The organism is Vibrio sp. 10N.222.47.A9, assembly GCF_963872585.1.
Taxonomy (GTDB): domain Bacteria; phylum Pseudomonadota; class Gammaproteobacteria; order Enterobacterales; family Vibrionaceae; genus Vibrio; species Vibrio splendidus.
In genome coordinates this window covers 116,158-142,880 of sequence record NZ_CAWNBB010000020.1, presented here as the reverse complement: position 1 = coordinate 142,880, position 26,723 = coordinate 116,158, and the positions used below count along the sequence as shown (strand labels likewise).

Annotated in this window: 22 protein-coding genes; 9 read left to right on the top strand and 13 right to left on the bottom strand. The window is 43.3% G+C overall.

Features of this window, described 5'->3' with window-relative positions; genetic code table 11:
• Positions 1-27 precede the first annotated feature (27 nt).
• Genes AACT19_RS03960 through AACT19_RS03950 form a run of 3 tightly spaced genes read right to left on the bottom strand, consistent with a single transcriptional unit; the run spans position 28 to position 5,227 of the window.
• A complete protein-coding gene (locus AACT19_RS03960) occupies positions 28-3,087 on the bottom strand; it encodes an efflux RND transporter permease subunit (RefSeq protein ID WP_076645380.1) in 3,060 nt (1,019 codons plus the stop codon).
• Positions 3,084-4,139 (bottom strand): efflux RND transporter periplasmic adaptor subunit, encoded by a 1,056-nt coding sequence (locus AACT19_RS03955; RefSeq protein WP_076645378.1) that lies wholly within the window; start codon positions 4,137-4,139, stop codon positions 3,084-3,086. The genes AACT19_RS03960 and AACT19_RS03955 overlap by 4 nt, the downstream gene beginning before the upstream one ends.
• Positions 4,139-5,227, bottom strand: a complete 1,089-nt coding sequence (locus AACT19_RS03950) for an efflux RND transporter periplasmic adaptor subunit (protein ID WP_076645376.1) — start codon at positions 5,225-5,227, stop codon at positions 4,139-4,141. The genes AACT19_RS03955 and AACT19_RS03950 overlap by 1 nt, the downstream gene beginning before the upstream one ends.
• 150 nt (positions 5,228-5,377) lie before the next feature.
• Between AACT19_RS03950 and AACT19_RS03945 the strand changes: the two genes are divergently transcribed.
• Positions 5,378-6,118 carry a TetR/AcrR family transcriptional regulator gene (locus tag AACT19_RS03945; RefSeq protein WP_017095584.1) on the top strand — a complete coding sequence of 247 codons (741 nt, stop codon included), beginning with the start codon at positions 5,378-5,380 and terminating at the stop codon, positions 6,116-6,118.
• 127 nt (positions 6,119-6,245) lie between these two features.
• Here the strand turns inward: AACT19_RS03945 and AACT19_RS03940 are convergent, their stop codons facing one another.
• The 3 genes from AACT19_RS03940 to AACT19_RS03930 all read right to left on the bottom strand — a co-directional run bounded on the left by AACT19_RS03940 (position 6,246) and on the right by AACT19_RS03930 (position 8,537).
• Entirely contained in the window at positions 6,246-7,517 is a 1,272-nt protein-coding gene (locus AACT19_RS03940; RefSeq protein ID WP_076645374.1) for a DEAD/DEAH box helicase, read from the bottom strand.
• 57 nt (positions 7,518-7,574) lie between these two features.
• The gene (locus AACT19_RS03935; protein WP_076645372.1) at positions 7,575-8,186 is read right to left on the bottom strand and encodes an acyl carrier protein phosphodiesterase; all 612 of its coding nucleotides are present in this window, start codon (positions 8,184-8,186) and stop codon (positions 7,575-7,577) included.
• 222 nt (positions 8,187-8,408) lie between these two features.
• The gene (locus AACT19_RS03930; protein WP_017059831.1) at positions 8,409-8,537 is read right to left on the bottom strand and encodes a hypothetical protein; all 129 of its coding nucleotides are present in this window, start codon (positions 8,535-8,537) and stop codon (positions 8,409-8,411) included.
• 446 nt (positions 8,538-8,983) lie between these two features.
• Here AACT19_RS03930 and AACT19_RS03925 point away from each other — a divergent pair, with 446 nt between their 5' ends.
• Together AACT19_RS03925 and AACT19_RS03920 are read left to right on the top strand one after the other, a co-directional pair.
• Positions 8,984-10,207 carry an aromatic amino acid transport family protein gene (locus tag AACT19_RS03925; protein ID WP_076645370.1) on the top strand — a complete coding sequence of 408 codons (1,224 nt, stop codon included), beginning with the start codon at positions 8,984-8,986 and terminating at the stop codon, positions 10,205-10,207.
• A 148-nt stretch (positions 10,208-10,355) separates the two neighbouring features.
• Positions 10,356-11,780: a methyl-accepting chemotaxis protein gene (locus tag AACT19_RS03920; protein WP_076645367.1), complete on the top strand. Its 1,425-nt coding sequence runs from the start codon at positions 10,356-10,358 to the stop codon at positions 11,778-11,780.
• 506 nt (positions 11,781-12,286) lie between these two features.
• Here AACT19_RS03920 and AACT19_RS03915 read toward each other — a convergent pair.
• From AACT19_RS03915 to AACT19_RS03905, 3 genes are all read right to left on the bottom strand, one after another.
• Entirely contained in the window at positions 12,287-13,012 is a 726-nt protein-coding gene (locus tag AACT19_RS03915) for an HAD-IA family hydrolase (protein WP_076645363.1), read from the bottom strand.
• A 305-nt stretch (positions 13,013-13,317) separates the two neighbouring features.
• Positions 13,318-15,126, bottom strand: coding sequence for an HD domain-containing phosphohydrolase (locus AACT19_RS03910; RefSeq protein WP_076645361.1), 1,809 nt, complete (start codon positions 15,124-15,126; stop codon positions 13,318-13,320).
• Between the two features lie 60 nt (positions 15,127-15,186).
• Positions 15,187-15,681 (bottom strand): hypothetical protein, encoded by a 495-nt coding sequence (locus AACT19_RS03905; protein ID WP_076645359.1) that lies wholly within the window; start codon positions 15,679-15,681, stop codon positions 15,187-15,189.
• Positions 15,682-15,929: 248 nt separating this feature from the next.
• Between AACT19_RS03905 and AACT19_RS03900 the strand changes: the two genes are divergently transcribed.
• The 4 genes from AACT19_RS03900 (at position 15,930) to AACT19_RS03885 (ending at position 22,037) form a co-directional block, all read left to right on the top strand.
• Positions 15,930-16,406 carry a CreA family protein gene (locus AACT19_RS03900; protein ID WP_017079179.1) on the top strand — a complete coding sequence of 159 codons (477 nt, stop codon included), beginning with the start codon at positions 15,930-15,932 and terminating at the stop codon, positions 16,404-16,406.
• 142 nt (positions 16,407-16,548) lie between these two features.
• On the top strand, positions 16,549-17,853 hold the full coding sequence (locus tag AACT19_RS03895) for an inosine/guanosine kinase (protein WP_004730908.1): 1,305 nt from the start codon (positions 16,549-16,551) through the stop codon (positions 17,851-17,853).
• A 293-nt stretch (positions 17,854-18,146) separates the two neighbouring features.
• A complete protein-coding gene (locus tag AACT19_RS03890) occupies positions 18,147-19,895 on the top strand; it encodes a formate--tetrahydrofolate ligase (RefSeq protein WP_076645357.1) in 1,749 nt (582 codons plus the stop codon).
• Positions 19,896-20,132: 237 nt separating this feature from the next.
• The gene (locus AACT19_RS03885) at positions 20,133-22,037 is read left to right on the top strand and encodes a sensor domain-containing diguanylate cyclase (protein ID WP_017082293.1); all 1,905 of its coding nucleotides are present in this window, start codon (positions 20,133-20,135) and stop codon (positions 22,035-22,037) included.
• A gap of 36 nt (positions 22,038-22,073) precedes the next feature.
• Here AACT19_RS03885 and AACT19_RS03880 read toward each other — a convergent pair whose 3' ends face one another.
• Positions 22,074-22,679 carry a beta-phosphoglucomutase family hydrolase gene (locus AACT19_RS03880; protein WP_076645355.1) on the bottom strand — a complete coding sequence of 202 codons (606 nt, stop codon included), beginning with the start codon at positions 22,677-22,679 and terminating at the stop codon, positions 22,074-22,076.
• An 87-nt stretch (positions 22,680-22,766) separates the two neighbouring features.
• Here AACT19_RS03880 and arfB point away from each other — a divergent pair, with 87 nt between their 5' ends.
• On the top strand, positions 22,767-23,177 hold the full coding sequence (gene arfB / locus AACT19_RS03875; protein WP_076645353.1) for an alternative ribosome rescue aminoacyl-tRNA hydrolase ArfB: 411 nt from the start codon (positions 22,767-22,769) through the stop codon (positions 23,175-23,177).
• 93 nt (positions 23,178-23,270) lie between these two features.
• On the opposite strand, the gene AACT19_RS03870 is transcribed toward arfB, so the two are convergent.
• Positions 23,271-23,588 carry a helix-turn-helix transcriptional regulator gene (locus tag AACT19_RS03870; RefSeq protein ID WP_076645351.1) on the bottom strand — a complete coding sequence of 106 codons (318 nt, stop codon included), beginning with the start codon at positions 23,586-23,588 and terminating at the stop codon, positions 23,271-23,273.
• A gap of 201 nt (positions 23,589-23,789) precedes the next feature.
• Here AACT19_RS03870 and AACT19_RS03865 point away from each other — a divergent pair, with 201 nt between their 5' ends.
• Entirely contained in the window at positions 23,790-24,116 is a 327-nt protein-coding gene (locus tag AACT19_RS03865; RefSeq protein WP_076645349.1) for a hypothetical protein, read from the top strand.
• Between the two features lie 123 nt (positions 24,117-24,239).
• On the opposite strand, the gene AACT19_RS03860 is transcribed toward AACT19_RS03865, so the two are convergent.
• Both AACT19_RS03860 and gcvT read right to left on the bottom strand, forming a co-directional pair.
• Complete coding sequence (locus AACT19_RS03860; protein WP_076645347.1) at positions 24,240-25,304, bottom strand: S1 family peptidase; 1,065 nt, start codon at positions 25,302-25,304, stop codon at positions 24,240-24,242.
• A 265-nt stretch (positions 25,305-25,569) separates the two neighbouring features.
• Positions 25,570-26,703, bottom strand: a complete 1,134-nt coding sequence (gene gcvT, locus AACT19_RS03855) for a glycine cleavage system aminomethyltransferase GcvT (RefSeq protein ID WP_076645345.1) — start codon at positions 26,701-26,703, stop codon at positions 25,570-25,572.
• Positions 26,704-26,723 lie beyond the last annotated feature (20 nt).

The window sequence follows — 26,723 nt, the reverse complement described above, 5'->3', positions numbered from 1 at the left end:
TTAAAAGAATCTGTTTTATATCAATCCCTAATAACCCGCAGTGGACGGTTTGATTCTATATAGAATAGCGAACATCACTGGTACTACTATTAGCGTTAGTACGGTAGCAAAGCCTAAGCCTGCCATGATGGTAATCGCCATTGAGCCGAAAAATGCATCGAATACCAAGGGAATCATCCCCAAGATAGTCGTCAGTGCTGCCATAGATACCGGTCGTACACGACTGATCGCGCTGTCTACAACCGCTAGGTATGGGTCTTTACCTGTTGAGAGTTCGGTGTTGATCTGGTCAAGCAGGACGATTCCGTTTTTCAAAATCATGCCGCTTAGGCTCAGTAGGCCAAGGAACGCCGTGAAGCTGAATGGCATATTAGTCCCTAGCAGACCAATCGAAACACCAATGATAGAAAGTGGTACCGTAAACCAAATCACAAGTGGCTTACGAAGCGAGTTAAACAAAAGCATGGTGATGATAAACATCAACAAGTAACCCATTGGCAGTGAACCAAATAGAGATTCTTGTGCATCTTTCGAACTTTCGTACTCGCCACCCCAGCTAATGTTGTAACCTGCTGGTAGCTCTAATGCTTCTACCTTTGGTTTAACACGAGCAAACAAGCTCGCCGGCGTTTCATCACCCAATACATCGTGATCAGCCAGTACGGTTAGCGTACGTTTTCTATCACGACGTTGAATCAGTGGTTCAGACCATTGAAGCTCTACACCATCAATCACTTGTTCAACTGGAATGTAGGTTTGCAGCGATGGGCTCCAAATCTTCACATTGTTTAGTGATTCAAAATCAAAACGCTCTGCTTCAGGTAAACGCGCAACAATAGGCAACATATGAGTACCATCACGCAGTAAACCGATGTTGTAGCCACCAAACGCCATTTGTAACGTCTCGGACAGATCCGTCTTTGAAATACCAAGACGACGAGCCTTTGATTCATTAAACAGTGGCACGAGCTCTTTGGTACGTTCACGCCAGTCGTGACGAACATTTCGAGAGCCTGGGTCCGCTAACAAGATGTCTTCCACTTCAACCGCAATACTGCGCAAGATTTGTGGGTCGGCACCACTAATACGAGCCTCGATTTTTGAAGCTGGTGACGGGCCAAACTCAATCAATTTGAATTGGAACGTAGGTTGTTCAAATTTGTTGGCTAAGTCCTTGTCTAGCTCTTCTAGGACTTCGAACATGGTGTCACGGTCAGTCGTTCTAACTTGTAGCTGACTGTAGGCTTCGTAACTTTTCTCTGGTTGATATGTCAGCGCAAAACGTTGCATACCCTGCCCAACCGTTGTTGTCACAAACTCCACGTCATCTTGTTGACGAATGTAGCTCTCAACCTTTTCAGTTTGTTTGATCGTTTCACGTACATCCGTACCTTCTGGCATCCACATGTCGACATAGAACATTGGCGTGTTTGATGGCGGGAAGAACTGCTGCTTAACCATACCAAAACCGACCACAGAAACTGCCAATAGCGCGACCATACTTACTACAGTAAGCCATCTAAATCGAAGCGCTACTTTCAGGCACGCACCAAATACAACGAACAAGATGCCTTTGTAAGGGTCTACGTTTTCATCAACCTTGTCTTCTTCTTTAAGCAGCATCTCAGCAAGGAATGGCGTTAGTGTTAGTGCTGTTACCCAACTCAAAAACAGTGAGAAACACAGTACCCAGAACAGCGAACCCATGAACTCGCCCGTTGCATCTTTCGACAAACCGATCGGTGCAAAGGCTGTGATAGCGATAATGGTCGCACCCAACAGTGGCCATTGTGTTTGTGTCACGATGTCTTTCGCTGCTTGAAGCTTGGTTTTACCTTTTTTCAGGCCAACCAGAATACCTTCAACCACAACAATCGCGTTATCCACCAGCATACCAAGCGCGATGATCAATGCGCCAAGTGAGATACGGTGCAGTTCGACATCGTTGTAGTCCATAAGAATGAACGTACCGAATACAGTCAGCAACAGAACCAAACCAATGATCAAACCACTGCGTAAGCCCATCGCGAACAGAAGTACGATGATAACAATTGCGACCGCTTCAACGAGGCTGATCAAGAAATCAGCAACGGACTTGTCCACTTCTTGCGCTTGGTTGTAGAAGTAATTCAACTCAACACCGGCTGGCTTAATGCTTTCTAAACGCTCAAGCTCTGCATCAAGCGCATTACCGATTTCCACCACGTTTACGCCCGATGAGAACGCAATGCCTAGGTTGATTGCTGGTTTGCCATTGTAAGTTAATACGTTACCTGGCTTTTCTTGGATTCCGCGAGTGACCTCAGCGACATCTTTCAAGCGAATCAGGTTACCTGTATCGCGGCCATGAATGATTAAGTTTTCTAGTTCTTCAACCGTACTTAAAGTGCCATTCGGTTTGATCGTTAGGTTTTGGCCATTGAGCATTACCTCACCGGCTGCCACCACACTGTTTTGTTGTGATAGCAGTGACGTTACCATCGACATATCTAGGTTCAGCGCCGCTAAACGCTCAAGTGACATCTCAACAAACAATTGCTCTTGTTGGTCACCCGCAATACTCACTTTGCCAACACCTTCAACCAGTTCGATTTCGCGTGTGAGATAATCAGCATATTGTTTGAGTTCAACGTAATCGTAGCCATCACCCGTCAGCATGATCATCACGCCAAACACATCACCGAAGTCATCAATGATCTGAACTGAGTTAACACCACTAGGAAGCGTGGGCTGTAGATCGTTGATCTTACGACGCATTTCATCCCAGATTTGTGGTAGCTCGTCTGGACCGTAGTCCATCTTCATGCTCACCATAATTTGAGACATACCACTCGACGACGTTGAGGTAATCTTGTCGATATAAGGCAGCTGTCTTATCTCTTTTTCAAGCGGGTAAGTCAGCTCTTCTTCAACTTCCATTGACGTAGCGCCAGGGTAAGTTGAAATAATCATTGCATCTTTAATAGTAAAAGCTGGGTCTTCCAAACGGGATAGATTACCAAAAGACGTCACGCCACCAATGGCCAATATGACGAGAAACAGCCAGCTGATTACTTTGTTTTTTATTGAATATTCTGCGATGTTCATTCTTCTTTTCCTGACAATTTGATTCCGTCACGGAGTTTTCTTAGATTCGAGTTTACGAGTCGATCACCTTGCTCAACACCATGAGCGATTAATGCGCCTTGGCCACTGATCTTGTCGACTTCTACTTCGCTTTTGAATGCTTGTCCGTCTTCCATTTTCCACACATAGAACTGATTCGCTTCAGAACCCGTTTCTAAAGTTGTCATTGGTAATTGGTAGCCTTGAACATCGCTCAAGCCGGCTTTCGCCATATCCACGTTCACCGTAACGCTGGTGCCCGGCAGGATTTCGTTTTTAGGTTGTTGCATCTGCATCCAAAATTCGTAAGTACGCGATTGCGGGTGCAATTCACTGGTGTGCTCCAAATACGTCAGTGGATATTGGCCAGTGTGACCGCCAAAGGTTGCCTCAGGACGATAGCTATTTGAACGCATGTCTGGACTGATCGATGCCAAGATCGAATCTGATACTTGAATTCGTAAATACACCTTATCGTTCTGGTACACGCTCAATAGTGTTTCACCCGGTGTCGTGTTTTCGAAACGTTGCTTGTCCACGGTAGAAACTGTCCCGGGAAATGGCGCTAAAAGCTCTGTGTAACTTAGCTTACGTTTTGCAGCCGCCAAATTCGCCGATGCCAGCTTATAGTTAGCCGTTAGTTGGTCTAGCTCTGACTGCGACAACATCTTGCTACCAAACATCTCCGTACCACGGGCTAACTGCTTGCTCGCCAGTTTGAATTGAGAGTTAGCATCAGTAAGATCTTGGAGATACGTTGCGTTGTCTAAGGTTGCAAGTAGCTGGCCTTTTTCGACGTTGTCACCGGCTTCTACCAAGACTTGTTGGATTTCGCCTGCGAGCTTAAATGCCAATGGGGTCAATTCAGCGGGCATTACCTGACCGTTAAAACTTCTGAATTGATCAGTCAGCGGCACGCCAACTTCAAAGGTAGAAACTAACAGAGGGGGTTGTTCACGGTGTACGGCTTCACTGTTACAGGCTTGAAGCAACATAGCCGACGCGACAACAATTGATAATTTGGAAAGGTTCATTAAATACCGCCCTCACGTAACCAAGCTTTTACTTGCTGTCCATCGGATAACACATCCACACCCGCTTCAACGATAAGGTCGCCAGACGACAATCCGTCAATAACCTTGCCTTGCTCATCAAGAAGGACTTGTACTTTAGAAATCAATTGAGAGTCAGGGTTATAGCGCCATAGCTCACCATGGTCAGCTTCTTTGGTTAGCCAAGCTGAATCAACAATGCCAATACCGTAGTCAGATTTATGCTTCTGAACTTCAACTTGCGCTGTCATCCCAGAAAGTAAATTGATGCCTTCCGGCTTTTCGATGGATACAACCGCTTGGTAGCTGTTGGTGTCTTCATCTGGTTGTGTAGAGATTTCTTTAAAGCGAGTCGGGATACGAATACCACGGTGGCTATCCATCACAACCCACATGTTTGAGCTCGTTAGGTCTTGAATAGAACGATCTTCAAGCTTTGATACTGGAATAGAAAACGTCACGTCCATTTCACTGTGATTCAAAATATTCAGTACAGGCTGCTTTTCTGCGATCAATTGATATTGTTTTCCAAACACCATCGATACCACGCCATCGAATGGAGCAACTAAGGTGGTGTAGCCAAGGTTTGTTTTTGCTTGGTCCAACTCAACGTCAGCGGCAGTAAAGGTGTTCACGGCTTGGTCGTAGTAATCGGTACTGACTAACTTTTTCGCGTACAACTCAGAAGCTTGTTTGTATTGGCTATTCGCAAGATCAAATTTGGCTTGTGCTGCATCAACCGCGATACGGTAATCCGTCGCGTCTAATACGGCGAGCACCTGACCTTTCTTCACTTCTTGTCCCATACGAACATCGAAGGTTTCAATGTCGCCTCCTACTTGGAAGGAAAGCGCAGCACGGTCGGTTGCATCTACTTTTGCGATAAAGCTATCAAGCTCGATATCCGTCTGCAAAGGAATCTCAAACAGCTTTACAGGCTTAACAACTTGAACCGTTTCTTCTGACTGAACCTTATTACATCCGGTCAAAGAGCCTGCGAGCAATAGTGCTGCAATCACAGCTCCCATGCGCTTGCTCGATATGGCATTGATAGACAAATTGGACTGCATGATGTCTCTCCATTTAATTATTATGATTTATTACACAGGTGGGCAGTATATTCAAAGTTCCGTAATCCACAAGCTTTACTTTCCACCTGTGCAGTATTTTTTATTTGAGTAAAAACAGTGTAGAATGTGGTAATCAGGTAAATGTGTGAAATGAAGATGACTGAAAAGAAACAAGGCAGAAGAAGCGCAAAAGACGCTGAAGAGACGAGATTTTTGATCATGGGTGTTGCTGCGGATATGTTCTGTGAACATGGTTATGATAGCGTTTCGCTTCGTAACATCAGTGAAAAAGCAGGTGTATCGCATAGCCTTATTCGCCACCACTTTGGCAGCAAAGAAAAAATTTGGCATGCGATAAGCGATTGTTTACACGCCTATTTTCAGTCTTATATTGCTAAGATAGTGGAAGAGTTACCAAAAGGCGTCGCACCAAACATTACTATCTATTTATTTAGTATGCGCCTCTTTAGCAACATGATTCACTCACGAAAACCGATGCAACTTATCACTGACTCTGTTCGCCAAAAAGACAACTTGGTCGATTACTTTATAGACAATGTTGGCGATGTCGAAAAAGAAATCAACATGTTAGCTGAACAATATAACGATGCGAATCCAGAAAACTTGATCAACATTTATGAGATTAAGTGGCAAATGATCATGTATGCGCACGGAGCGGTATGCCTAACTCCCTTCATGGAAAGCACTTGGAATGAAGGCGATATGGTCACCTCGCCCGAAGATGCCCTACTTAAGCATTGGCAACTATTCAACTCACAAATGGTCAGCAAGTTTAGAATCGAAGACCAATGGGTGCTAAACCCAACTAGCCTAGAAGAGCTAATTTATGAAGTGCCCTGTGTATGGAAGTGTAATCAAGAACATCATTAATCCAGTGGTTTTATCTTCCTTGGTCGTAAATTGATTTACTTGAAACAAAAATGCGCCGTTACAGAACTAACTGTAACGGCGCATTTTTATATGTATAGATCTTTAAACTGGAGCTTTGTCTAGCTTGTTAGCGACGTGCTTTACCGCGGTTTTGGTGAATCTTAAGCTTCGCTTTGATCTTACGTTTTTCTGATGAACGACTTTTACTGCGACCACCGCGATCAGGGGCTACATCTTTTTCTAGGCTTGGTTCAAAGCCCTCTAACCACTCTTGAGGCAAGCGAGTATCAAGTAAGCGTTCAATGTCACCCAATAGGTACGCTTCATCCTGACTCATCAAAGAAATCGCTAAACCAGTATTACCTGCGCGGCCAGTACGTCCGATGCGGTGAACGTAATCTTCAGCTTTAAATGGCATGTCATAGTTCACAACTTGTTCTAGCTGCTGGATATCAATACCACGAGCTGCCACGTCGGTTGCAATCAACGCTCTCACCTTGCCTGATTTGAAATCGTCCAGTGCTTTTTGGCGCGCACCTTGGCTCTTATCACCATTGATTGATGCCGCTTTGATGCCGTCTAACTTAAGCTCTTTAACTAGTGCATCAGTGCCCTGTTTAGTTTTCGTGAACACCAACACTTGTTGCCAGTTCTTGGAACCAATCAGGTAAGCCAGCAGTTCACTCTTACGCGATTTATCAACGGGATAAACCATCTGGGTAACGGTGTCCGCGGTACTGTTTTTTGGCGTCACTTGAATTTCACTTGGCGACTGCATCATACGATGTGCAAGCGCTTTTATTTTATTATCGAACGTCGCAGAGAAGAACAGAGTCTGACGTACTTCATTCATGCGTGAAAGAATGCGTTTAATATCAGGCATGAAACCCATGTCCAACATGCGATCCGCTTCATCAAGCACCAACACTTCAGTGTGGCTCAGTATGATGTTCTTAGTGAACATGTGGTCGATAAGACGACCAGGCGTTGCCACTAAGATATCTGCACCTCCACGTAGGTTATCCGTTTGCACCTTCATGCTAACGCCGCCGTAAGCGACAACCACTTTAATGTCGGTACCTTTCGCGTAACTGGTTACGTTATCAAACACCTGTTGTGCTAACTCACGCGTTGGCACTAATACAAGGGCGCGGACTAACTTAGGGTTTGGGATAACGTTATCTTTAGTCTCGATTAATCTTTGAATAATCGGCAAACCAAAAGCTGCGGTTTTACCCGTACCCGTTTGCGCACCAGCCAATACATCTTTGCCTTCTAGCACCAATGGAATCGCTTGCTCTTGAACACTGGTTGGAGCCGTAAAGTTAAGCTCGGTGAGTGTTGTAAGCAGTTGGTCAGACAATCCAAGTTGGTTAAAAGATTTAGTAGGTTCAGACATAGTATGATGCTCAAAGATTAAATAGGCGCGGATTGTAGCAAACCTGCATTACGCTGTTTACCTTTCCTTTTGATTTTTCGTCAATTGAAGCGCACTAAACTGGTTTGCTTCTTCTAAAACGCTTGGATATAGCTCATTAAAGTGACACTGCAACTTATCATAGTGGCGTTCTAGGTCGTCATAACAGTTTTTGAGCATACCTAGCTTAGGCCTTCTTAAAGCCATTCGCTGTAATACAAACTCAATGGAAGACATGTCTTGATAGCTTTCCAACCAGCGTTGTTCTGCCATCTTTTGATGAATAGTAATGAAGTTTTCAGGCCAGTGTGACTCTTGATGTTCGAAAATCTGCTGATGACTGTCTGAACAAAAATGCTCTAACGATTGTGCCGAGAACTGCCCCCAATGATTAGCTAAGCAGTGATCCCAAAAGACATCGAGTGCAATAGGAGCAAAGCGTCTTGTTTGATCTGAAAAGAGAGATTTTGCAGAACGAGACACATCATGACGGTCGGTATAGCTATCGACGAATCGATGAAGCCTTATTCCGTTAGAAAGCGAATCTGAATAGTGTTTATTAGGGTCACCCTTAACGAAGTCACCTAACAGGTTACCGGCTAAGTTACTGTTGCAGTGTTGAGCGATGTGTAGGTGTGCGAGAAAGTTCATTGAACCTCATTAAAGTATCGAGAACTAAGTAACATGGTAAACGTACTCGTTTATCTTCGCGAACTTTAATGAGGATAGTTTTGATATGACGTGTGAGCGAATGAGATTTGCTCAGTTTAAGAATTGTCTAATTTGAGAACGTTGAACTACAAAAACTTTTAGCTAAGGAAGCTTTCGTTTAAGTACTTTTGCTTAAAAAGCTCAAGTTAAAGGTTTAAAACCTTAGTTCGAAGACTTAAAAAGTTCTTCTGCTAATTGTTTAACTGTTTGTTCATAGTCAGATAAATCAATGCCAATTTCCATAGCATCTAACAACTCAAGACTTTCGTCATTATAAGATTGGTCACTCATAGTGCCCCCTCTATTCCTTAATGTGGACATAATGTCCTGTTAACTAGCACACCATCTTGGACTTATATTATGTCACTTTGATGAACGCACTCTACTCTACCCATTCCATATTTATAGCTTGAAGCTACTCGCGATCATTAGCGCTTGTTTACGCTAAAGGGGTATACGCGAACGACATATGTACTGTCACCTTACACCAAGTACAACAAATTACTCTACAAATTTTGAAGCAGATCATGGTCAAACGTTTGCTTCGGGCATTTGAGTGCTTCCAACTCACCAATCGTAAAATATAGTTTACAGTGGATATTTTTAATTACATTAGATATTGCATTTGGAATTAAACTCAATCAGAATACTTAAAAATCGAGATATTCTTTGGGTTTATGCGCTTAAGCTAGAAGAATTACAATGAAAACACACCCTAACGTAAAGAATTATATACAATGAATAAATCAAAGGTTTTTGGTAGTACTTTGATCATTGCAGGCACCACTATTGGTGCTGGCATGCTCGCTCTTCCACTTGCTTCTGCAGGTATTGGCTTTTCAACCTCACTTTTTCTAATGCTGGGCTTATGGGCCCTAATGGCCTTTACTGCATTGTTAATGGTAGAACTACATCAATTCGCTGATTCTGACGCAACCCTACACACGCTAGCTGACAAAATTTTAGGGACAAAAGGTAAGTGGATCGCTAGCTTTGCAGTTATGTTCCTTTTCTACGCTCTGTGTGCAGCTTATATTGCAGGCGGTGGTGCGCAGTTTAATCAACGTATCTCGGATATTTCAGGCATTGAGCTTAATGGCCAAATCACAACCCTTCTATTCACACTGTTAGTTGCTGGCGTTGTTACGATTGGTACGCACAGTGTTGATAAAGTTAACCGCGTTTTATTCGGACTTAAACTGATTGCGATGGTACTGGTACTCAGCTTCCTAGCACCAAACATCACCTCTCAATACCTAATGAGCATGCCTTTACAGCAAGGGCTGATTGTTGCAGCAATTCCAGTCGTGTTTACCTCTTTTGGCTTCCACGGCAGCATCCCTTCAATTGTTCGATACCTAGATGGTGACGTTCGCTCTCTACGTAAGGTCATGATTATTGGCTCTGCACTCCCTTTGGTCATCTATGTTTTCTGGCAGAGTGTGACTCTAGGTGTGATTAGCCAAGAGCAGCTTTTGTCGGATACAAGTTTGGGCGCACTGTTAGTCTCATTGTCACAAACCGTTCATCAATCAAACCTTAGCGTTATCGTTGGCGTATTCGCAGACCTTGCACTGCTGACTTCTTTTATTGGTGTGAGCTTGGGGTTATTTGAATTCATGGGGGATTCACTGAGCAAGAAACTAGGCAGTGCAAAACGCGTTAAAACGGCCGCTATCACTTTCTTACCGCCATTATGTTTTGCCTTGTTCTATCCACAGGGTTTCATTACAGCTCTGGGCTACGCAGCCATAGCACTTTCAGTACTCGCAATTTTGCTGCCGACAGTGATGGTATACAAGATTCGTTACACGGATTTCTCTGTAGAACCTCAAGGTACAGAAGCGACTTACCAAGTGCTCGGTGGAAGTAAAGCGTTGTTTTTAGTTGGCAGCGTAGGCGTTTTTATCATTGCGATTCAAATCCTTATTTCAGTAGGGCTATTGCCTTCTCTGGGCTAATAAACCCATAGAGAACAAAAATACTTGATAGATATCTCATAAACGATATGTTGGTATCATTAATTTTCACAATTAGTCGATTGGCATCACATTTTTATTGAGGTCGGTTATTTAGAGTCCACGGTAAAGGATTTACCGTGGAGTTTTTATGAAAGAAGTACAATTTCGAACGATAGACAAACTGTTTATCAAGATGTCGATCAACGACAAGTTTTGGGTCATTTTCTTAATCTTTTTTGCCGCTCTGGCAAGCCTAGCTGGACTCAACTACGTCAACAAAATGGAACACATTGACGTAACTGCAAAACAGCAGGTCGAGTATCAATTGCAAGGCATCTTATCAGCGTCAGATTCCCCAGCTTCCGTTCGTTCAGTTAGCCAACAAACACGTCCTCAAGAAACAACCATATTGAAGAATGGTGCAGTTACAGCAACAGCCATTGCACAAGATGGTAACTACTACTCTCTTACCGTTTCAAATCTCGATACACAGAATCAAAAGCAGCAAGCACTGTACTCTTTATTACTCAGTTTTTTGTGGTGCGTGCCTTTTGGTCTTTTCTGTTACTGGGTGGCGACTTTTCTAGGCGGTGCACTGTGGGTGCTTTACTCAACGACTCAAAAGATTGGTGATGGCGACTTAACATCACGCCTTGGTTTCCACCCAGGACGTGATGAGTTTGGTACGATTGGTTGTGCACTTGACCGTTCAATGGACACGCTTAGTGAGTTAGTCAACAACGTAAACCACAGTGCAGCAACGCTAAGTGAAACGTCGGCTTCTTTCGAAACAGAGATGAAGCGCAGTGAAACACAAATCATGAGCCAGAATGCGTCTCTAGACTCTGTTGCTACTGCCATGGATCAAATGACCGCTTCAGCCAATGAAGTCTCTAACATTTCAGCACGTTCAACTGAACAAACTGAACAAGACGCGCAGCAAATCAACGACAGCCATACGAAAGTTCAACAAGCCATCTCAGAGATCACCACGCTCTCTTCTTTGATTGAGCAAACCTCATCTTCAGTTACCAGCTTGAATGTGAACACGAGTCAAATTAATGAAGTGATCACGACGATCAACGCTATTTCAGAGCAAACTAACTTACTTGCTTTGAATGCCGCGATTGAAGCCGCTCGTGCGGGCGAACAAGGCCGTGGTTTCGCAGTTGTTGCTGATGAAGTAAGAACACTGGCAAGTCGCACTCAGTCGGCTACGGTTGAAATCCAAGCAATGATTGAGCGCTTACAGCAAGAGAGCCAAAATATCGCTAAGATCACCGAGCAAACGGTCGACCAAGCGCAAACTAGTAGCCAACTGATTTCAAACATTGGGGACGATGTAAACTCGATTGCTGACTCAGCTCAAGCGCTAATGGATATGAGTATTCAGATTGCAACCTCAGCGGACGAGCAAAGCAACGTAGCGAATACCATCGCAGCTGAGCTTAACGATATTCGCAGTCAATCCGATGTGATTAAAGAAGTGGCTCAAAACTCTTCAAATGGCGTATCGACACTGACAGACGCATCAGTTTCTTTGTCTAAAACTTTGGCAAGATACCGCACTTAGATACGAGTGAACACTTAGGCTGACCAAGTTAAATTCAGCGAAACTAAAAAGGACTCATCATGAGTCCTTTTTTATCGACGTTAGTTAATAGCAACGCCCGTTTATAGCAGCGCCCGTTAATAGCAACTTTCACTAATAACAACTTCCGTTAATAACAGCTTCCTTTAATAACAACTTCCCTTAATAACAACAGGAAACACATGGTCTTTAACGATGAGATTATCATTACCATGAAGCAAGTCGCAAAGGCGAGATTATCAAGTGTCAAAACTGTCTAATATTCGAGCTTAGGGGTAATCTAATTAAACGGGTCTTTTTTCGCTTACCCTCTTGCTGCAGGTGACACATAATGAATAAAACAGAAACACCAAACACCGACGACATTACATGCCCTTTATGCCAACACGACGAATATCTACTCTCAGAAAGTGGAGAAAAGTTTACTTGTGCATCTTGCGGTTTTCACACTAAACAATTTAGTAAGGTAGTCAGCCTTCAGCTAGGCTCTACCCCACCAAAGCTGCAGGGTTCGGTATTCCACCACTTGAGCAGTGTTTGCCATTAATCCAAACCGAAATCTCTTCCAAACTGTAGATATCCTGAGCCGTTACCTCTGATGAGTCGGCTTCGGGATCTACGATTGATTCATTAATACTTGGGCGCAATCGGAATGATTGAATACCCGCACGAACACCCGCTTCAATTCCTTTCAAAGTATCGTCCACATAGATACACTCATTGGGTAAAAAGCCCATATTCATGGCTGTATACATAATCAGGTCAGGTTCTGGCTTCCAGCTGTTGGCATCAAAAGCTGAAAACACTTTACCTTTAAAGTCGTCGAGCATTCCTGTCATTGCCAATGAAGATTCAACCCGAGACTTAGGCGCATTAGAAGCGATACAAAATTCGATGTCCTGTCGCTTTAGGAATTCAATGAGCTCGATGGCACCATCCATCGGCTTTAAATGACGTTGGAACAAAGCTTCTAATTCAATACGATATAACGGCTCAAGCGTATCAATCGAGATAGATAGCCCTAAACGTTCTTGTGTATCCATTAAGATGTCGGCCAGCTTTCCACCTTGAAAGTGCGCATAGCAGTCATTAACGTTTAGCTCCGCCCCAAAGCCGGTGAATACATTCACCAAGGCTTGGCAACACAGCTTTTCGCTATCGATGAGTGTTCCATCACAATCGAAAATTACACATTTAGTCTGTTCTAACCGCATAGCTCTCTCACTCGCATTGAATTCAAGTTTTATCCTATAGTGTTCTTTCAATGCGCGGGATGATTAAGATAACAGTTTACGGACACAGGCTTATTTCTCTTCGCGAAATATGGGCTTGATCACCTTATGGCTCGGCATAAGCAACAGCTTTCATCAAATTAAACCAGAATCTGCAAAACCAAATACTGCAAGGTTTACATAAACGACTTAATTTCAGTGGAAAATATAAATTGCCACGTCCTAGTCGGATTAGGGTGAATTGATAAAGAAACCAAGACTTGTAGACTATTCAGATAGAGCGAGAGTTAGCTAACAACCGACTCTTCTAGAATCTTAACTTCAATCGAAGGTACAGACGCATATTCTACAGTTCCAGTATCGGGATACGAATCTCGGATAGCGACAAACTCGGGCAGGTGTTTCAGTAGCAGTTTGGTTAACTGAGGATCAAATTGATAGCCACACTCTCTCTCGAACAAGTCGACCACCATCTCTAATGGCCATGGATCTTTATAGCAACGAGCACTAAGCAATGCGTCAAATACATCGGCTACGGCAGTGATACGAGCAAACAAGTGAATTTGTTCACCTACCTTGCCATTAGGGTATCCAGCGCCATCCCAACGCTCATGATGTTCGTTAGCAATGATTGCCGCGAGGTTGGTAATATCACCCGCTCCGCTCTTCAGTAAATTGTAGCCCGCAGTGGTGTGAAGTTTCATTACATCCCACTCTTGGTCTGTCAATTTACCTGGTTTATCTAAGATAGATTCCGGAACCGAAATCTTACCGACATCATGCATTGGGCTGATGATCTCAATCATCTCGACCTCGCGATGACTCAAGCCACGATACTTAGCAAGCAAAGCGGATAATTTGGCTACACGCTTAACGTGATTACCCGTCTCACCAGAGCGAGTTTCAATGGCTTCAACCAGCACATGAATCATGTCTTTTTGAACATTCAAAGTTTGTTTCTGTAGTGCAAGGATTCGCTTGTTCTTTTTTGCCAACTCTTTCTTTTGGCGCAGGGTAATAAATTGCATCACGATAATCACGCTCAGCCCTGTAATGACCATGATTAAGCCCAACAACAATTGAAAGTTCTTTTGTAAAAAGGAGGAAGGCTCGTTAACAATCACAGATCCTGTCGGCAGTACATTATCACCAATACCAAACTTTTTAAGCGCCGGATAATTGAAAACAAAACGCTTGTTGTCACCGGGAACTAAAGGTGTAGAAAAATTAAGAGGCACATACTTATCCAATGCACTAACGGCCTCTTCACCCATGCTTCGTGAGTGGTTTACATAACCTCCGAGTACATCACCGACTATATTAAACTGCCATAACGCAAACACTGGTGCGGCGCTCGATGCAGATAAGGTTTCCGCGACCTCTTGATAGGTATGATATACACCTTGATCTAACTCAGTATTGTAGTGGCTCAGTAAGACTGCATCGTCAGCAGATACCCCTTTTAAGAACTCACTTGTTTGCTTGAGCGACAAATCGCGTATTTCGACCAAATTAATCGATGGAAAGTCTGCCATAATACGGCTTATATCTTTACGGATTAGCTCAGAAGTGACACTGTAATCATTGATGAAATAGAGGTTCTTTAGATTAGGTCTTAATTTAGAGATCAGCTTTATATTAACGTCTATCTGATCGTTCTCATAAAGCACAGTCGCTCTATCAGACACCGCATACATATCGGTGCTTATGTCGTTGATACCCGCTGCAACAATAGGTGTCGCACGGTCAATCAACGCACTCAGTGATTCAAGGAAATTAGCCGCGTTATCGTCAGTCGCAATAACCCCATCAAATTTATAACCTGCGTATTTGGCTTGTAAGTAATCGGCGAGAGAGTCGTAGTACTCAGAGCTATGGACGCGCTTTGTATCCAAATACTCGATTGAGAGTTTAACTTCGGTTTGAGATTGGCTGAACGCACTGTCTATCCCTTTCTGAAAGTCAGCAGTCCATTGGTAAGAAGGTTCGTATGAGTGTAAAACTAGGATGCGTTTGATATCCCAGTCGGTAGCAAAACTGACTGTAGAAAAAGCGCTAACACACAATACAGCGATTGATATCAATAGCTTGTACATACAAAACCCTTTATAAAAGATGGGGTATTGTACTTAGATTAACGCTTTCTCAAAGAATCTTTAGTTCTCGACCCACACTTTATCGTGAGAAGCATGATCTTGTGCCCAAAAATCATGTAACTGCTTAGCAAAGCCGTTGATATCTTGACCGTTTTCAATAATCACGTCGGAGATCAACAGAGAGTCTTCCACTTCTGTGACAATAGCACTCGCCACAACATCACCATTTTGAGTTCCAATGTATAAAACATGCTCATCAGACAACATAATCTGACTCAAGAACTCAAGCATATGTGCCCTTTCGGTTTCATCGTAATAAACACTGGCTTGGTTAAGTGAAAAAAGTACCGTCAGTTTATGGAAATCGACTTTATGCAGTTCATCAATTTGGGAAGGAATTTGATCTTGAGCGAGGAGTTGGTAATTCTTGGATGGGAGTCTGCTTTGATAAAGTTCTCGACCTAGCAAGCTCTCCTTTGCGGGATAAGCAATGTCGAGTTGGCTAAACAGCCATTGGTTTTTCTTATGTGCGCTTTCAGGTATTTCGTTATTCATTCTTTTAGTACCTAAGATTAGTAACCCCAAATATCACAGTTATTTGGGAGACATATGGTCGGCGTAGGAGCCGAGCTACATGCAGAAAGGATACAGAGCATGACTAACGCCAACAAGTACTTTAAATGCTTCATATTTTTCATTCTCTCATAACATCCTTTAAGAACTCGGTGAAAAGCTCTACACTCGTATTCAAGCTTTCAATATCCTTATAGTAAACAGAACTATATAAATAAAAAGGACTTCTTATGAAAAAAGCCTTAATAGCAGCAGGTATCATCACAATGTTGGCAGGCTGTTCGGACAACGAGGTTGGCGACGTCTCTTTGGGATTCTTCACAATGAAGGATATCAAAATGTCATCTTTAGATGATGATAAGATCGAAGGTGTGACTTGTCACATTGCATCAATCGAAGCAAACCTGAGTCTTTCCGATCCAAGCGATAGTTCTATCTCTTGTCGTCAAACAGGCGAAATCACACCAGAAATGATTGCTAAAATAGACAAAAGTAAATCAGGTGAAGTGGTATTCAAGCAGTCGAAAAGTATCTTCTTCAAAACGATGAAGGTTCGTCGTATCTACGATGCTGAGAATCAATCGCTGCTTTACTTATCTTACACAACCAAAGAAACAGAAGGCAGCTTCAAACATAGCCTTTCAACCGTTCCGCTATGGGGCACAAAGGCTTACGTAGATCCAGCAACACTCGTTCCAGCCGAATAGTCTCACACGAATGGTCTGAAGCAAAAGTAAGCTGAATCACCTGTACAGACATTGTGCAGGTGATTCAAAATGTAATAAAAATGAAAGAAACAGAAACAAAATGTGATATCATGCGGCAAAATTTTTTCACTGTATTTGTCATATGAAATTTCCTGGACAGCGTAAATCTAAGCACTACTTTCCAACTCACGCCCGTGATCCGTTGGTCAACCAAATTCAACAAACACCTAAGCTACACCGCGCAACAGTTGTCGGTATAGGTCAAACGATTGTTGATATCGAAGCCCGTGTTGACAACGAGTTCCTAGAAAAATACGAGCTGAGTAAAGGCCACTCACTGGTTTTGGAAGAAAGTAAAGCAGATGCGCTGTATGAAGAGTTAGTTGAGCGCGGTTTGATCACGCATCAATACCCTGGCGATACTATCGGCAACACACTGCACAACTATTCTGTTCTTGCAGACAGCAAATCTGTCCTACTTGGCGTAATGTCTAAGAAGATTGAAGTTGGCTCATTTGGTTACCGCTACCTTTGCCGCACATCTTCTCGTATGAACTTAAACCACTTACAAACCGTTGATGGTCCCATTGGTCGTTGTTACACGCTCATTACCGAAGATGGCGAACGTACGTTTGCGATCAACGAAGGACACATGAACCAGCTGCTTCCTGAAAGTATTCCTGAACAGATTTTTGAAAAAGCGTCTGCATTAGTTGTGTCTTCATATTTAATGCGCGGTAAGCCTGAAGATCCGATGCCAAAAGCGGTACAAAAAGCGATTGAATACGCGAAAGCGTACAATGTGCCAGTTGTACTGACACTTGGCACGAAGTACGTGATCGAAGGTAACGCTGAATGGTGGCAAGAATACCTGAAAGAGAACGTAACCATCGTCGCGATGAACGAAGATGAAGGTGAAGCATTAACGGGTGAAAAAGATCCGCTATTGGCTGCGAACAAAGCTCTTGAGTGGGTTGACCTAGTTCTCTGCACTGCAGGCCCTGTCGGCTTATACATGGCAGGCTACACTGACGAACCAGCGAAACGCGAAACTACACTGCCATTGTTACCGGGTAACATCCCTGAGTTCAATAAATATGAATTCAGCCGCGCGATGCGTAAGCAAGACTGTAAAGACCCAGTAAAAGTGTACTCTCACATTGGCCCTTACTTAGGCGGCCCACTTGAGATTAAGAACACCAACGGTGCTGGTGATGGTGCACTTTCAGCACTACTTCACGACATGGCAGCAAACAGCTACCATCACGTTAACGTGCCGAACTCTGAGAAGCACGAACACGCTTGTCTAACTTACTCTTCACTGTCTCAAATTTGTAAATACGCAAACCGTGTAAGCTATGAGGTGTTGACTCAGCACTCTCCTCGCCTTTCTCGTGCGCTACCTGAACGCGAAGATAGCTTAGAAGAAACATACTGGGATCGTTAATCAACCATGCCAGGTTGTTAACTCATTGAGGTTGATGACCAGCTAGATTATCCATTCCTGAAGGGCTGCTATATGCAGCCCTTTTTGTATTCAGCACTAATATAACTGCAGCTGAAGGCAGTCAGATCGAATATTTTGCTCGTTTAAGATTTGATCTCGCGCAATGACTCTTTAGATCTGTTATCTTCCAGCACATAATTCGTGTGGTTTGCCTTTACTTGGCAAATTTATACAGTACTATCGCCACGCAAACGTTTACGTACCACCTTTCGGTTCTGATATAAGGATCAAATATGCTGTCTGATATTGATATTTGTCGCTCTACTCCCCTTAAAAACATCAGTGAAGTTGCCAAACAAGCTGGCCTACAACACAACGAACATCAGCCATTAGGGCAATACAAATCTAAAGTGTCTCTGACATCACTTGAACGCCTCGCCAACCAACAAGATGGTAAATTGGTCGTGGTGACCGCTATCACACCAACGCCTCTTGGCGAAGGCAAAACCGTCACTACTATTGGATTAGCACAAGGCCTCGCAAAGATTAACCAATCTGCGATGGCCTGCATTCGCCAGCCTTCAATGGGCCCAGTATTTGGTGTAAAAGGCGGCGCAGCGGGCGGTGGTTACTCTCAAGTCGCCCCTATGGAGCAATTAAACCTTCACCTGACCGGCGACATTCATGCTGTTACGGCCGCTCATAACCTCGCCTCTGCAGCCATTGATGCACGCTTGTATCATGAACACCGTGAAGGGTTAGAAGCCTTTGAAGCACGTTCAGGCTTAAAAGCACTCAACATTGATCCTCGTAGAATCGTTTGGCGACGTGTACTGGACCATAACGACCGTGCATTGCGCATGATCACAGTAGGCAAAAACGAAGCAGACAAAACAATTAATGGCCTTGAACGGGAAGATGGTTTTGATATCTCAGCCGCTTCAGAGCTGATGGCTATTCTCGCTCTTGCCGATGATCTACAAGACCTACGCAAGCGTATCGGCCGTGTGGTACTCGCATACAACAATCAAGGTTCGCCATTAACCGCAGAAGACTTCAACGTCGCGGGCGCTATGACAGTAACGATGAAGGACTCTATTGAACCAACATTGATGCAAACCCTTGAAGGTGTTCCTACTCTAATACACGCGGGGCCTTTCGCTAACATCGCACACGGTAACTCATCTATTATTGCTGATAAGATAGCGTTAAAGCTGAGTGACTTTGTGGTAACTGAAGGTGGTTTCGGCTCAGACATGGGTTTTGAGAAGGCGTGTAACATCAAGGTGAAAGCGTCGAACAAGAAGCCCGATTGCGCCGTAGTTGTCGCAACATTACGCGGATTAAAGGCCAACTCTGGTTTATACGATTTGAGACCGGGTACTCCATTACCTGATTCAATCTTTAATGACGATCAAGACGCGCTCACAGCAGGCTTTGAGAACCTTAAATGGCATATCAACAACGTTAAACAATACCAAGTACCTACTGTCGTAGCGATCAATCGATTCCCACAAGATTCAGCTAAAGAGCTCGATGCTTTGAAACAAATGATCATCGACTTTGACCCAAGTGTCAGCGTTGAAGTAAGTGAAGCTTTTGGTCAAGGTGGCGAAGGTGCAATTCAGTTGGCTCACGCCGTGGTAAAAGCATGCCAAACAGTGAGTAAATTTAAGCCTTTGTACTACTCTGAGCAAAGCTTAGAAGAGAAACTGATGGCAGTCGCTGAAGTCGGATACGGCGCAGCAAGTATTTCACTATCACCACTGGCAAGAAAACAACTGACTGAGTTCAACCAACACGGCTATGGCGACCTATCGGTTTGTTTGGCAAAAACGCCATTATCGATTTCAACAGAAGCTCAAATAAAGGGTGCACCCACTCAGTTTGACGTACCCGTTAGAGAGTTGAAACTGTGTGCTGGTGCCGGCTTCATCTACGCTTTGTGCGGCAACGTAATGACCATGCCAGGCTTACCTGACAAACCGGCTTTCATGTCATTAGATATTGATAGTAATGGAAATATTATCGGCCTAAGCTAGGTGTCCTTAACTAGATAAACGGCAATTAATCGCGATTAATTGGGCTCAAGTTTCAGAGCGGCGTTCTATATTTAGCAATCATTTCCTAACGAAGTGATTGCTCAACAATCAAGCTTAAATGCAAAAAGTTGCACTAAAATCGTAGTTATATGCAAATCTTGTTTTAAGTTCTGGGTTAAGATCACATTAAAAACCCCATAAAATATATAGTATTGCGCTGATTCTTTGAGGACAGTGATGAATACGAGTATAAAAAAACTAGTCAGCCAATTTCTATGCACCATATTTGCCCTAGGATTAGTCCCTGCCCTCTACATCAATTCTGAACTTGACAGAATTGATGCTCAGCATACTCTAAATATTAAGCAGTCTAGCCAAAACCAAATCGAATACAGTTTTCACGAACTGGCCGTTATTGTTGAGCAAATATCTAATTCTGTTCCTTCTATCGCAGACTCTCAAACGTTACTTCGCGCAATTGAAGAACCATCAATTGTTCATAAACAAGCTCTGCAAGATCTGTGGGTGATGTTAGCTCGCGGACAACAATACTATTCTCAACTTCGCTATCTCGACCTAGAAGGTAACGAGGTTTACCGTATCAACTACAACAACAAGAAAGCGACAATAGTTCCTGAGAATAAACTGCAGAACAAATCAGCTCGTAGCTACTTTAAAGATCTCCACCGACTGAAGATTGGAGAAGTAAGCTCCAACGGTATCGATTTAGAGATTGAGAATGGTGAAGTCGTCCACCCTTTGATGCCAGCCCTAAGGATAATGACACCCGTCGCCTCAGAAGATCGTATTATTGGCTACTTTATTGCTAACCTTAATATGCTCGAGGTCTACGACCGCCTTCTTTATCAAATCGGTACATCATCAGCCGTCCCTGTCATTCTTAACAGAACCGGACATGTCATCATGGGCCCTGATATCGAAGAATCGTTTGGGCATCTTATTGAATCTCGTTCAGATAAAACCTATGCGAAGCTTTACCCAGAGCTTTGGAAAGCCATTCAAGAAAATACCTCTTCTAGCTACTTTGATGGTAAAAACTGGTATTTTCACTCAGATATCAGCCCTAAAATAAAGCAATTTAAAGGACCAATTTATTTGGTTCTTCATGTTGAAAACCAACAATTTAGCAGCCAATACCGACAAGAAAAACAAGCCATATTCGTGCAGATCATCACCTTATCTTTCTTAATTTCGATGATCTCAGCAGGTTTTGTGCTTTGGAACAGTAACCATAAAAAGAACAGCATCGATAGCCAACTGGCTAAAGCCGCGATGAATGGCATGTCAGCCTTGGTAATTACTGACCGAAATAACCGAATCATCAAAGTAAACCAAGAGTTTACTCGCGTGAGTGGTTACGATTTGGAAGATGTAAAAGGACGTCAGCCTTCGATGTTTGCCTCTGGTCGCTACAATCAAGAGTTCTACATCAAGATGTGGAGCATTATCACCAAGACGGGAGTTTGGGAAGGCGAAGTGGTCAATCGCCGTAAAGACGGGTCTTTGATCACTGAAATACTACGAATCCAAACCATCAAAGATTCGAAAGATGTGATTCAGTTTTACGTCGCTTCTTTTGTCGATATTAGTAAACACAAAGAACTCGAAAAAAAGCTCAGAAATCTAAGTGAAAAAGACGCATTAGCTGGTTGCTGGAATCGAAGAAAATTTGACCTTGAACTTCGTGACGAATGTTCTCGTGTTAATCGTTACCCTACTCGCGAACAATCTTGCTTAGCTATCTTGGATATTGACTACTTCAAACGCATTAACGACAGATTTGGGCACGATTACGGTGATCGAGTCATTCAAACAGTCGCTCAAGTACTTCAGCGTGAATGCCGTGAAACCGATTTTGTTGCTCGCATTGGTGGCGAAGAGTTTGGTGTTATTCTGCCTCACACCACAACAGAAGGAGCTGAATACGTTCTCAACAGGCTGAGAATTGCAGTCAGCCTTGAACTCGATAACGTAGTCACTGTGAGTGGCGGCATTACTAACATCACCAATGATCCAGCGCTGAACTACAAGTGCGCTGATTTAGCGTTATACGAAGCTAAAGCAGCAGGTAGAAACAATGTATGCTTATTCCTAGACAAAGAAATGAGTGAAATAGCCTAACAATAGATAGTACAAGCACTCTTGTTAGGCTCTCGATCAACTTGGGGCCGGGTAAAACTCTAACTTGTTCCCTTCTACCACCAAAATACAATCCATGTTCGCAGCATGAGCGGCTTGTTTACCTAAGTTCGTATCTTCAAACACAACACACTGCTTTGGCTGTAATCCCATACCAAAACACGCATCTAAGAAGGTATCTGGATTGGGTTTGTGATTCTTAACGTCTGTTGCTGTCACTAGGATATCGAGCTTGCTCAAGATATTTGTTTTGTCCAACAACTGTTCTGCACTTTTACGTTGACTACCCGTCCCGACGGCAATCTTCTTGCTACCTAAATTTTCTAATAACAGAGAATGGGTACAAGGGATGATATCTCCTTTGTCTTCAATCGCAGCAAACGACGCCATCTTAAACGTAGAAACCGCTTGTGGGTCGAGCGATAAACCGTACTTACTGTTCACTTCACTGGCGATCTTATAACTCGGCATGCCACCTAAGCTATGCAGCCAAGATGCTTCAAAATGAAAACCGAATTCTTCAGCCGTTTTCTGCCACGCCTTTACATGTGCAGGCATTGTATCGATCAACGTACCGTCCATATCAAAGATTAATCCTTCATATGCCGTTAAATCTATTTTCATCACTACTACCACTCTTTAATAAAGTTACTGATACCATAACCAATATTCAGTATCATGGCGCCATATTACCGTTCAAAATGGATGTTTATGTTACAAATATCTAACTCTGTTTCGATTCAAGACTGGGAACTCCAGTTAACTGCGATCAGAGCACAAGGAGCAGGCGGCCAAAACGTCAATAAAGTATCAAGTGCGATACATTTGCGTTTTGACATCAAGCACTCCTCCCTACCAGATTTCTATAAAGAGAAACTGCTTGCACACAAAGATAGCCGCATAACTAAAGATGGCGTGATTATCATTAAGGCGCAGCAGCATAGAACTCAAGAACAAAACCGTGATGACGCTTTGGTGCGTTTGAAAGAACTGATCTTGGAAGCAACAAAAGTTCAAAAAGTAAGACGAGCAACTAAGCCGACGCGTGGCTCTCAGAAAAGACGTTTAGAAGGAAAGAAACAAAGAAGCACCACCAAGCAACTGCGCGGAAGAGTAGAATAATTGTTTCATGTCATCAGTAAACACGTCACTCATCAAACAACCGTTCTAACTCTATTTATTTAGAGAAAAGACGATACCTATTAGACCAAAACGCTACGGCTGCTTTTTGACCGACAAAATCAGTTTGATCAACAATATTCTCTCTTCGCTGGTCAGTAAACGACTGACCGCTGCTACGTCTTCCGCTGTCGCTTGTGATGCACCAACAATATCAAGAACAACGTCTAAATCAGTCACTTTTAACGTTCTCGTGATTGAGCGGTACTGCGACATTTTGATATCGGCTTCACCGCGTTCGATACGTTGATACGTTTTCAAACTCATTCCTGCACTTGAGGCTAATTTTTCTTGCGATAAATTGCCTTGCTTCCTGCGCTCAATTAACGCCATCACGATGGGTTCTTGGGACATAAGCTTCTCCTCATTAGACAGTTATGTCCTAAATTCAGCAAGAAGCAGACCATATTGACTCGCAACGGTTTACATACGCCATTAAAGGCATATTATTCGATTATTAAAAAACGTTACGTTTCATAAACTTTGACACTTAGATCGGTCGTGAGCGTACAGGCTAGTAAACTTGAATATTCAAGTGTTGGGAAATAAGAAAAATTGCAAATTGCGAATAATGAAGGCGTCAAATTGGAAATTGCGAATCGCTATACATTGGCATTTCCTTGCATCAAGCACGCATTAGAATCAGACAATACCCGCAATCAAATTATCGGGGTACAGCATAGGCTACTCACTTACAAAGAAGTGTTGTTGCACGGGAACATGTTGGAAGACAAGGAATTAAGACAGGCTTTTTCTGCGTTGAACCAAAATGAAAAAGATGTCGCGCAAGGTGGTATTAAAAGCATCAACGATGCAATAAAAGAGATGGATGAAATTCTAGAAAGGTACAGTAGAAAAGTGTCTTCTGGTTTGCGCGTCTAGTCTATTAATATCAACGAGTAGCACCAAACTCTCAACGGCTTAAACGAATAGAACCAAACAAAAAACGGCCAGTCATTGTTTAATGACTGGCCGTTTGTTTAACTAAGATAAGGAAGTGGTAATCTAACGAGATATCACTCGTCTAAACCCACCTAGTAACATCAACGCACCTAACAAGCCAAATGATACACTGCCACCAGAGCCAGACGAAGTTGTACCAGCATAAGCAGTACGTTTCGCGTCTGTTGAAACAAACTTAGCGGTTTCAGTACCAGCAACCACACTATCAATCCAACTCTCATAATTATAGATTTCAGTGAATACTGATGTGACGGTAACGCCCTCAGTAATGTTGCCACCACCACACGTTTCAGGACCAAAACTTGTAATACCTACTTGTTTATAATCAGTACCATCTTTCCAGTAAACAGGCCCACCAGAGTCACCCTGACAAGTACCGCCATATAAGCTAGAGAAAACGCTATAGTCACCAATAAAGCATATTTGATTATCAGTTAGCTTCGAACCTGAGAAAAATGCCGCTGCACATGTCGTGTTATCGACATAGTTGAGCGATGCTTTTTGTAATAAAGTAGTAGCATCGACACCAGATTCAGTATCTCCATGTCCCACAGCCGTAAAAGCCTGTAAGGAACTTCGATAAGTTTCGTCGACTGGGCGTTTCACAACATCATTAACTGAATCTATATTGAGCGCGCTTTCAAGTTTTAAAATTGCCACGTCATTACGCAACAAATCGTTCAAGCTATTTGAATAATTGCTAGGATAGAACACCTCAGATACGCGAATTTTTTCAATGCTTCCACTTGGGAACTGAGAAGTGTCTTGTAATTGTGAGACGACAACAGTAAATAACTGAGCGTTCTCATCACCATAAATACAGTGCGCTGCCGTCAGAATATGAGTCGGGTCTAAAATTGTCGCACCACAATATGGGCCAGTTGAATAGGTACCGTCATAATCTATGCGGTCAATGAACAGGCTGGCCATCGAAGGAAACTCAGCTACTGTGGCGTCACTACCATTCACGATATAAGGTTTTACACCCGTATTAGGAGTACTTTCGACCGAGTTTTCTGTCGCCATAACACTTGATGTGTAAATCAATGGCGCTAAAAGCCCTAAAACGGCTTTACGAACCGGACTCACTGCATAGTTCACATTCATAGTTAACTCCTTGTAACCGCTACGACTTATTTATAAAAATGATATGTGGACACCATAACACGGCGTAACCCTGAGTATAGTAAGTATTTGTAACGATATGGCCACATCTCTCATTTTATAAACGGATTTATCGACAACTTATCTCAGCCAATCATCCTAAGTTTTATACGTTGCGAAAAACAAAAAAGCCTACCGTTAACACCCTCAAATACAGAGAAGCAAACAATAGGCTTTAATTTAGCTTAGTGGTTTCTCTTAAAAGAGATTAGCCACGGTAGTAACGCTGAGGCACGAATGGCATTTTTTCTACTGTCATTGGTAGCTTCTTGCCACGAACGTCAGCGAATACTTCAGTGCCAATTGCTGCTAGGTCTGTACGAACGTACGCCATAGAAACAGGCTTACCAGCGTTAGGGCCAGCAGTACCGCTCGTTACAACACCAATCTTGTTGTCTTCAGCATCGAACAATTCAGCACCTTCACGTACTGGTGCTTTAGTTTGACCCACTAGACCAACACGCTTACGTTGAACATCTTTCGTTGCGATTTGCTCAAGGATGACATCAGCGCCTGGGAAACCGCCTGCACGCTCACCGTCAGTACGACGAACTTTTTGAATACCCCATAGAAGGCTAGCTTCTACTGGTGTTGTCGTTGTGTCTAGGTCGTGACCGTATAAACATAGACCACACTCAAGACGAAGTGAGTCACGAGCACCAAGGCCAATCCACTCTACTTCTGCTTCTGATGTTAGTTTACGAGCAAGTGCTTCAGCGTGATCGTTCGGTACTGAGATTTCGTAGCCGTCTTCACCGGTGTAACCACTGCGGCTTACGATGCACTCTACGCCGTCAATATCGACTTTTTGAACGTCCATGAACAGCATGTCTGCAACACTTGGTTGGAAACGAGCAAGAACTTCAGACGCTTTAGGGCCTTGAAGTGCTAACAGAGCGCGATCATCAATCACTTCCATTTCTACGTCAGCTGGAAGGTGCGCAGTTAGGTGGTCGATATCTTGTGTTTTACAAGCCGCGTTCACAACAACAAACAGGTGATCGCCTAGGTTAGCCACCATCAGGTCATCCATAATGCCGCCCTGCTCGTTAGTAAAGAACGCATAGCGCTGTTTACCAGAAGGAAGGTCAATAATATCTACAGGAACCAAAGATTCTAAGACAGCTGCTGCGTTTGCGCCATGAAGACGAAGTTGCCCCATGTGAGAAACATCAAAAAGACCGGCAGCATCACGAGTGTGTAAGTGCTCTTTCTTTACACCTAGTGGGTACTGAACTGGCATATCGTAGCCAGCGAAAGGAACCATTTTTGCACCCTCTTCAACATGAAGTGCATGCAGTGGTGTTGTTAGTAGGTCTTGATTAGCGTGTTCTTGAGTCATTTTCTTCTCCATGAAGCGTT

Excerpts from the sequence above, each read along its gene's own strand:
- AACT19_RS03885 (WP_017082293.1), top strand. The coding sequence starts at position 20,133 with ATGAATACGAGTATAAAAAAACTAGTCAGCCAATTTCTATGCACCATA.
- AACT19_RS03930 (WP_017059831.1), bottom strand. The coding sequence starts at position 8,537 with ATGAGTGACCAATCTTATAATGACGAAAGTCTTGAGTTGTTAGATGCT.
- AACT19_RS03910 (WP_076645361.1), bottom strand. The coding sequence starts at position 15,126 with ATGTACAAGCTATTGATATCAATCGCTGTATTGTGTGTTAGCGCTTTT.
- AACT19_RS03940 (WP_076645374.1), bottom strand. The coding sequence starts at position 7,517 with ATGTCTGAACCTACTAAATCTTTTAACCAACTTGGATTGTCTGACCAA.
- AACT19_RS03925 (WP_076645370.1), top strand. The coding sequence starts at position 8,984 with ATGAATAAATCAAAGGTTTTTGGTAGTACTTTGATCATTGCAGGCACC.
- AACT19_RS03955 (WP_076645378.1), bottom strand. The coding sequence starts at position 4,139 with ATGAACCTTTCCAAATTATCAATTGTTGTCGCGTCGGCTATGTTGCTT.
- arfB (WP_076645353.1), top strand. The coding sequence starts at position 22,767 with ATGTTACAAATATCTAACTCTGTTTCGATTCAAGACTGGGAACTCCAG.
- AACT19_RS03880 (WP_076645355.1), bottom strand. The coding sequence starts at position 22,679 with ATGAAAATAGATTTAACGGCATATGAAGGATTAATCTTTGATATGGAC.
- AACT19_RS03915 (WP_076645363.1), bottom strand. The coding sequence starts at position 13,012 with ATGCGGTTAGAACAGACTAAATGTGTAATTTTCGATTGTGATGGAACA.
- AACT19_RS03920 (WP_076645367.1), top strand. The coding sequence starts at position 10,356 with ATGAAAGAAGTACAATTTCGAACGATAGACAAACTGTTTATCAAGATG.
- AACT19_RS03945 (WP_017095584.1), top strand. The coding sequence starts at position 5,378 with ATGAAGATGACTGAAAAGAAACAAGGCAGAAGAAGCGCAAAAGACGCT.
- AACT19_RS03900 (WP_017079179.1), top strand. The coding sequence starts at position 15,930 with ATGAAAAAAGCCTTAATAGCAGCAGGTATCATCACAATGTTGGCAGGC.
- gcvT (WP_076645345.1), bottom strand. The coding sequence starts at position 26,703 with ATGACTCAAGAACACGCTAATCAAGACCTACTAACAACACCACTGCAT.
- AACT19_RS03960 (WP_076645380.1), bottom strand. The coding sequence starts at position 3,087 with ATGAACATCGCAGAATATTCAATAAAAAACAAAGTAATCAGCTGGCTG.
- AACT19_RS03905 (WP_076645359.1), bottom strand. The coding sequence starts at position 15,681 with ATGAATAACGAAATACCTGAAAGCGCACATAAGAAAAACCAATGGCTG.
- AACT19_RS03860 (WP_076645347.1), bottom strand. The coding sequence starts at position 25,304 with ATGAATGTGAACTATGCAGTGAGTCCGGTTCGTAAAGCCGTTTTAGGG.
- AACT19_RS03870 (WP_076645351.1), bottom strand. The coding sequence starts at position 23,588 with ATGTCCCAAGAACCCATCGTGATGGCGTTAATTGAGCGCAGGAAGCAA.
- AACT19_RS03935 (WP_076645372.1), bottom strand. The coding sequence starts at position 8,186 with ATGAACTTTCTCGCACACCTACACATCGCTCAACACTGCAACAGTAAC.
- AACT19_RS03890 (WP_076645357.1), top strand. The coding sequence starts at position 18,147 with ATGCTGTCTGATATTGATATTTGTCGCTCTACTCCCCTTAAAAACATC.
- AACT19_RS03950 (WP_076645376.1), bottom strand. The coding sequence starts at position 5,227 with ATGCAGTCCAATTTGTCTATCAATGCCATATCGAGCAAGCGCATGGGA.
- AACT19_RS03895 (WP_004730908.1), top strand. The coding sequence starts at position 16,549 with ATGAAATTTCCTGGACAGCGTAAATCTAAGCACTACTTTCCAACTCAC.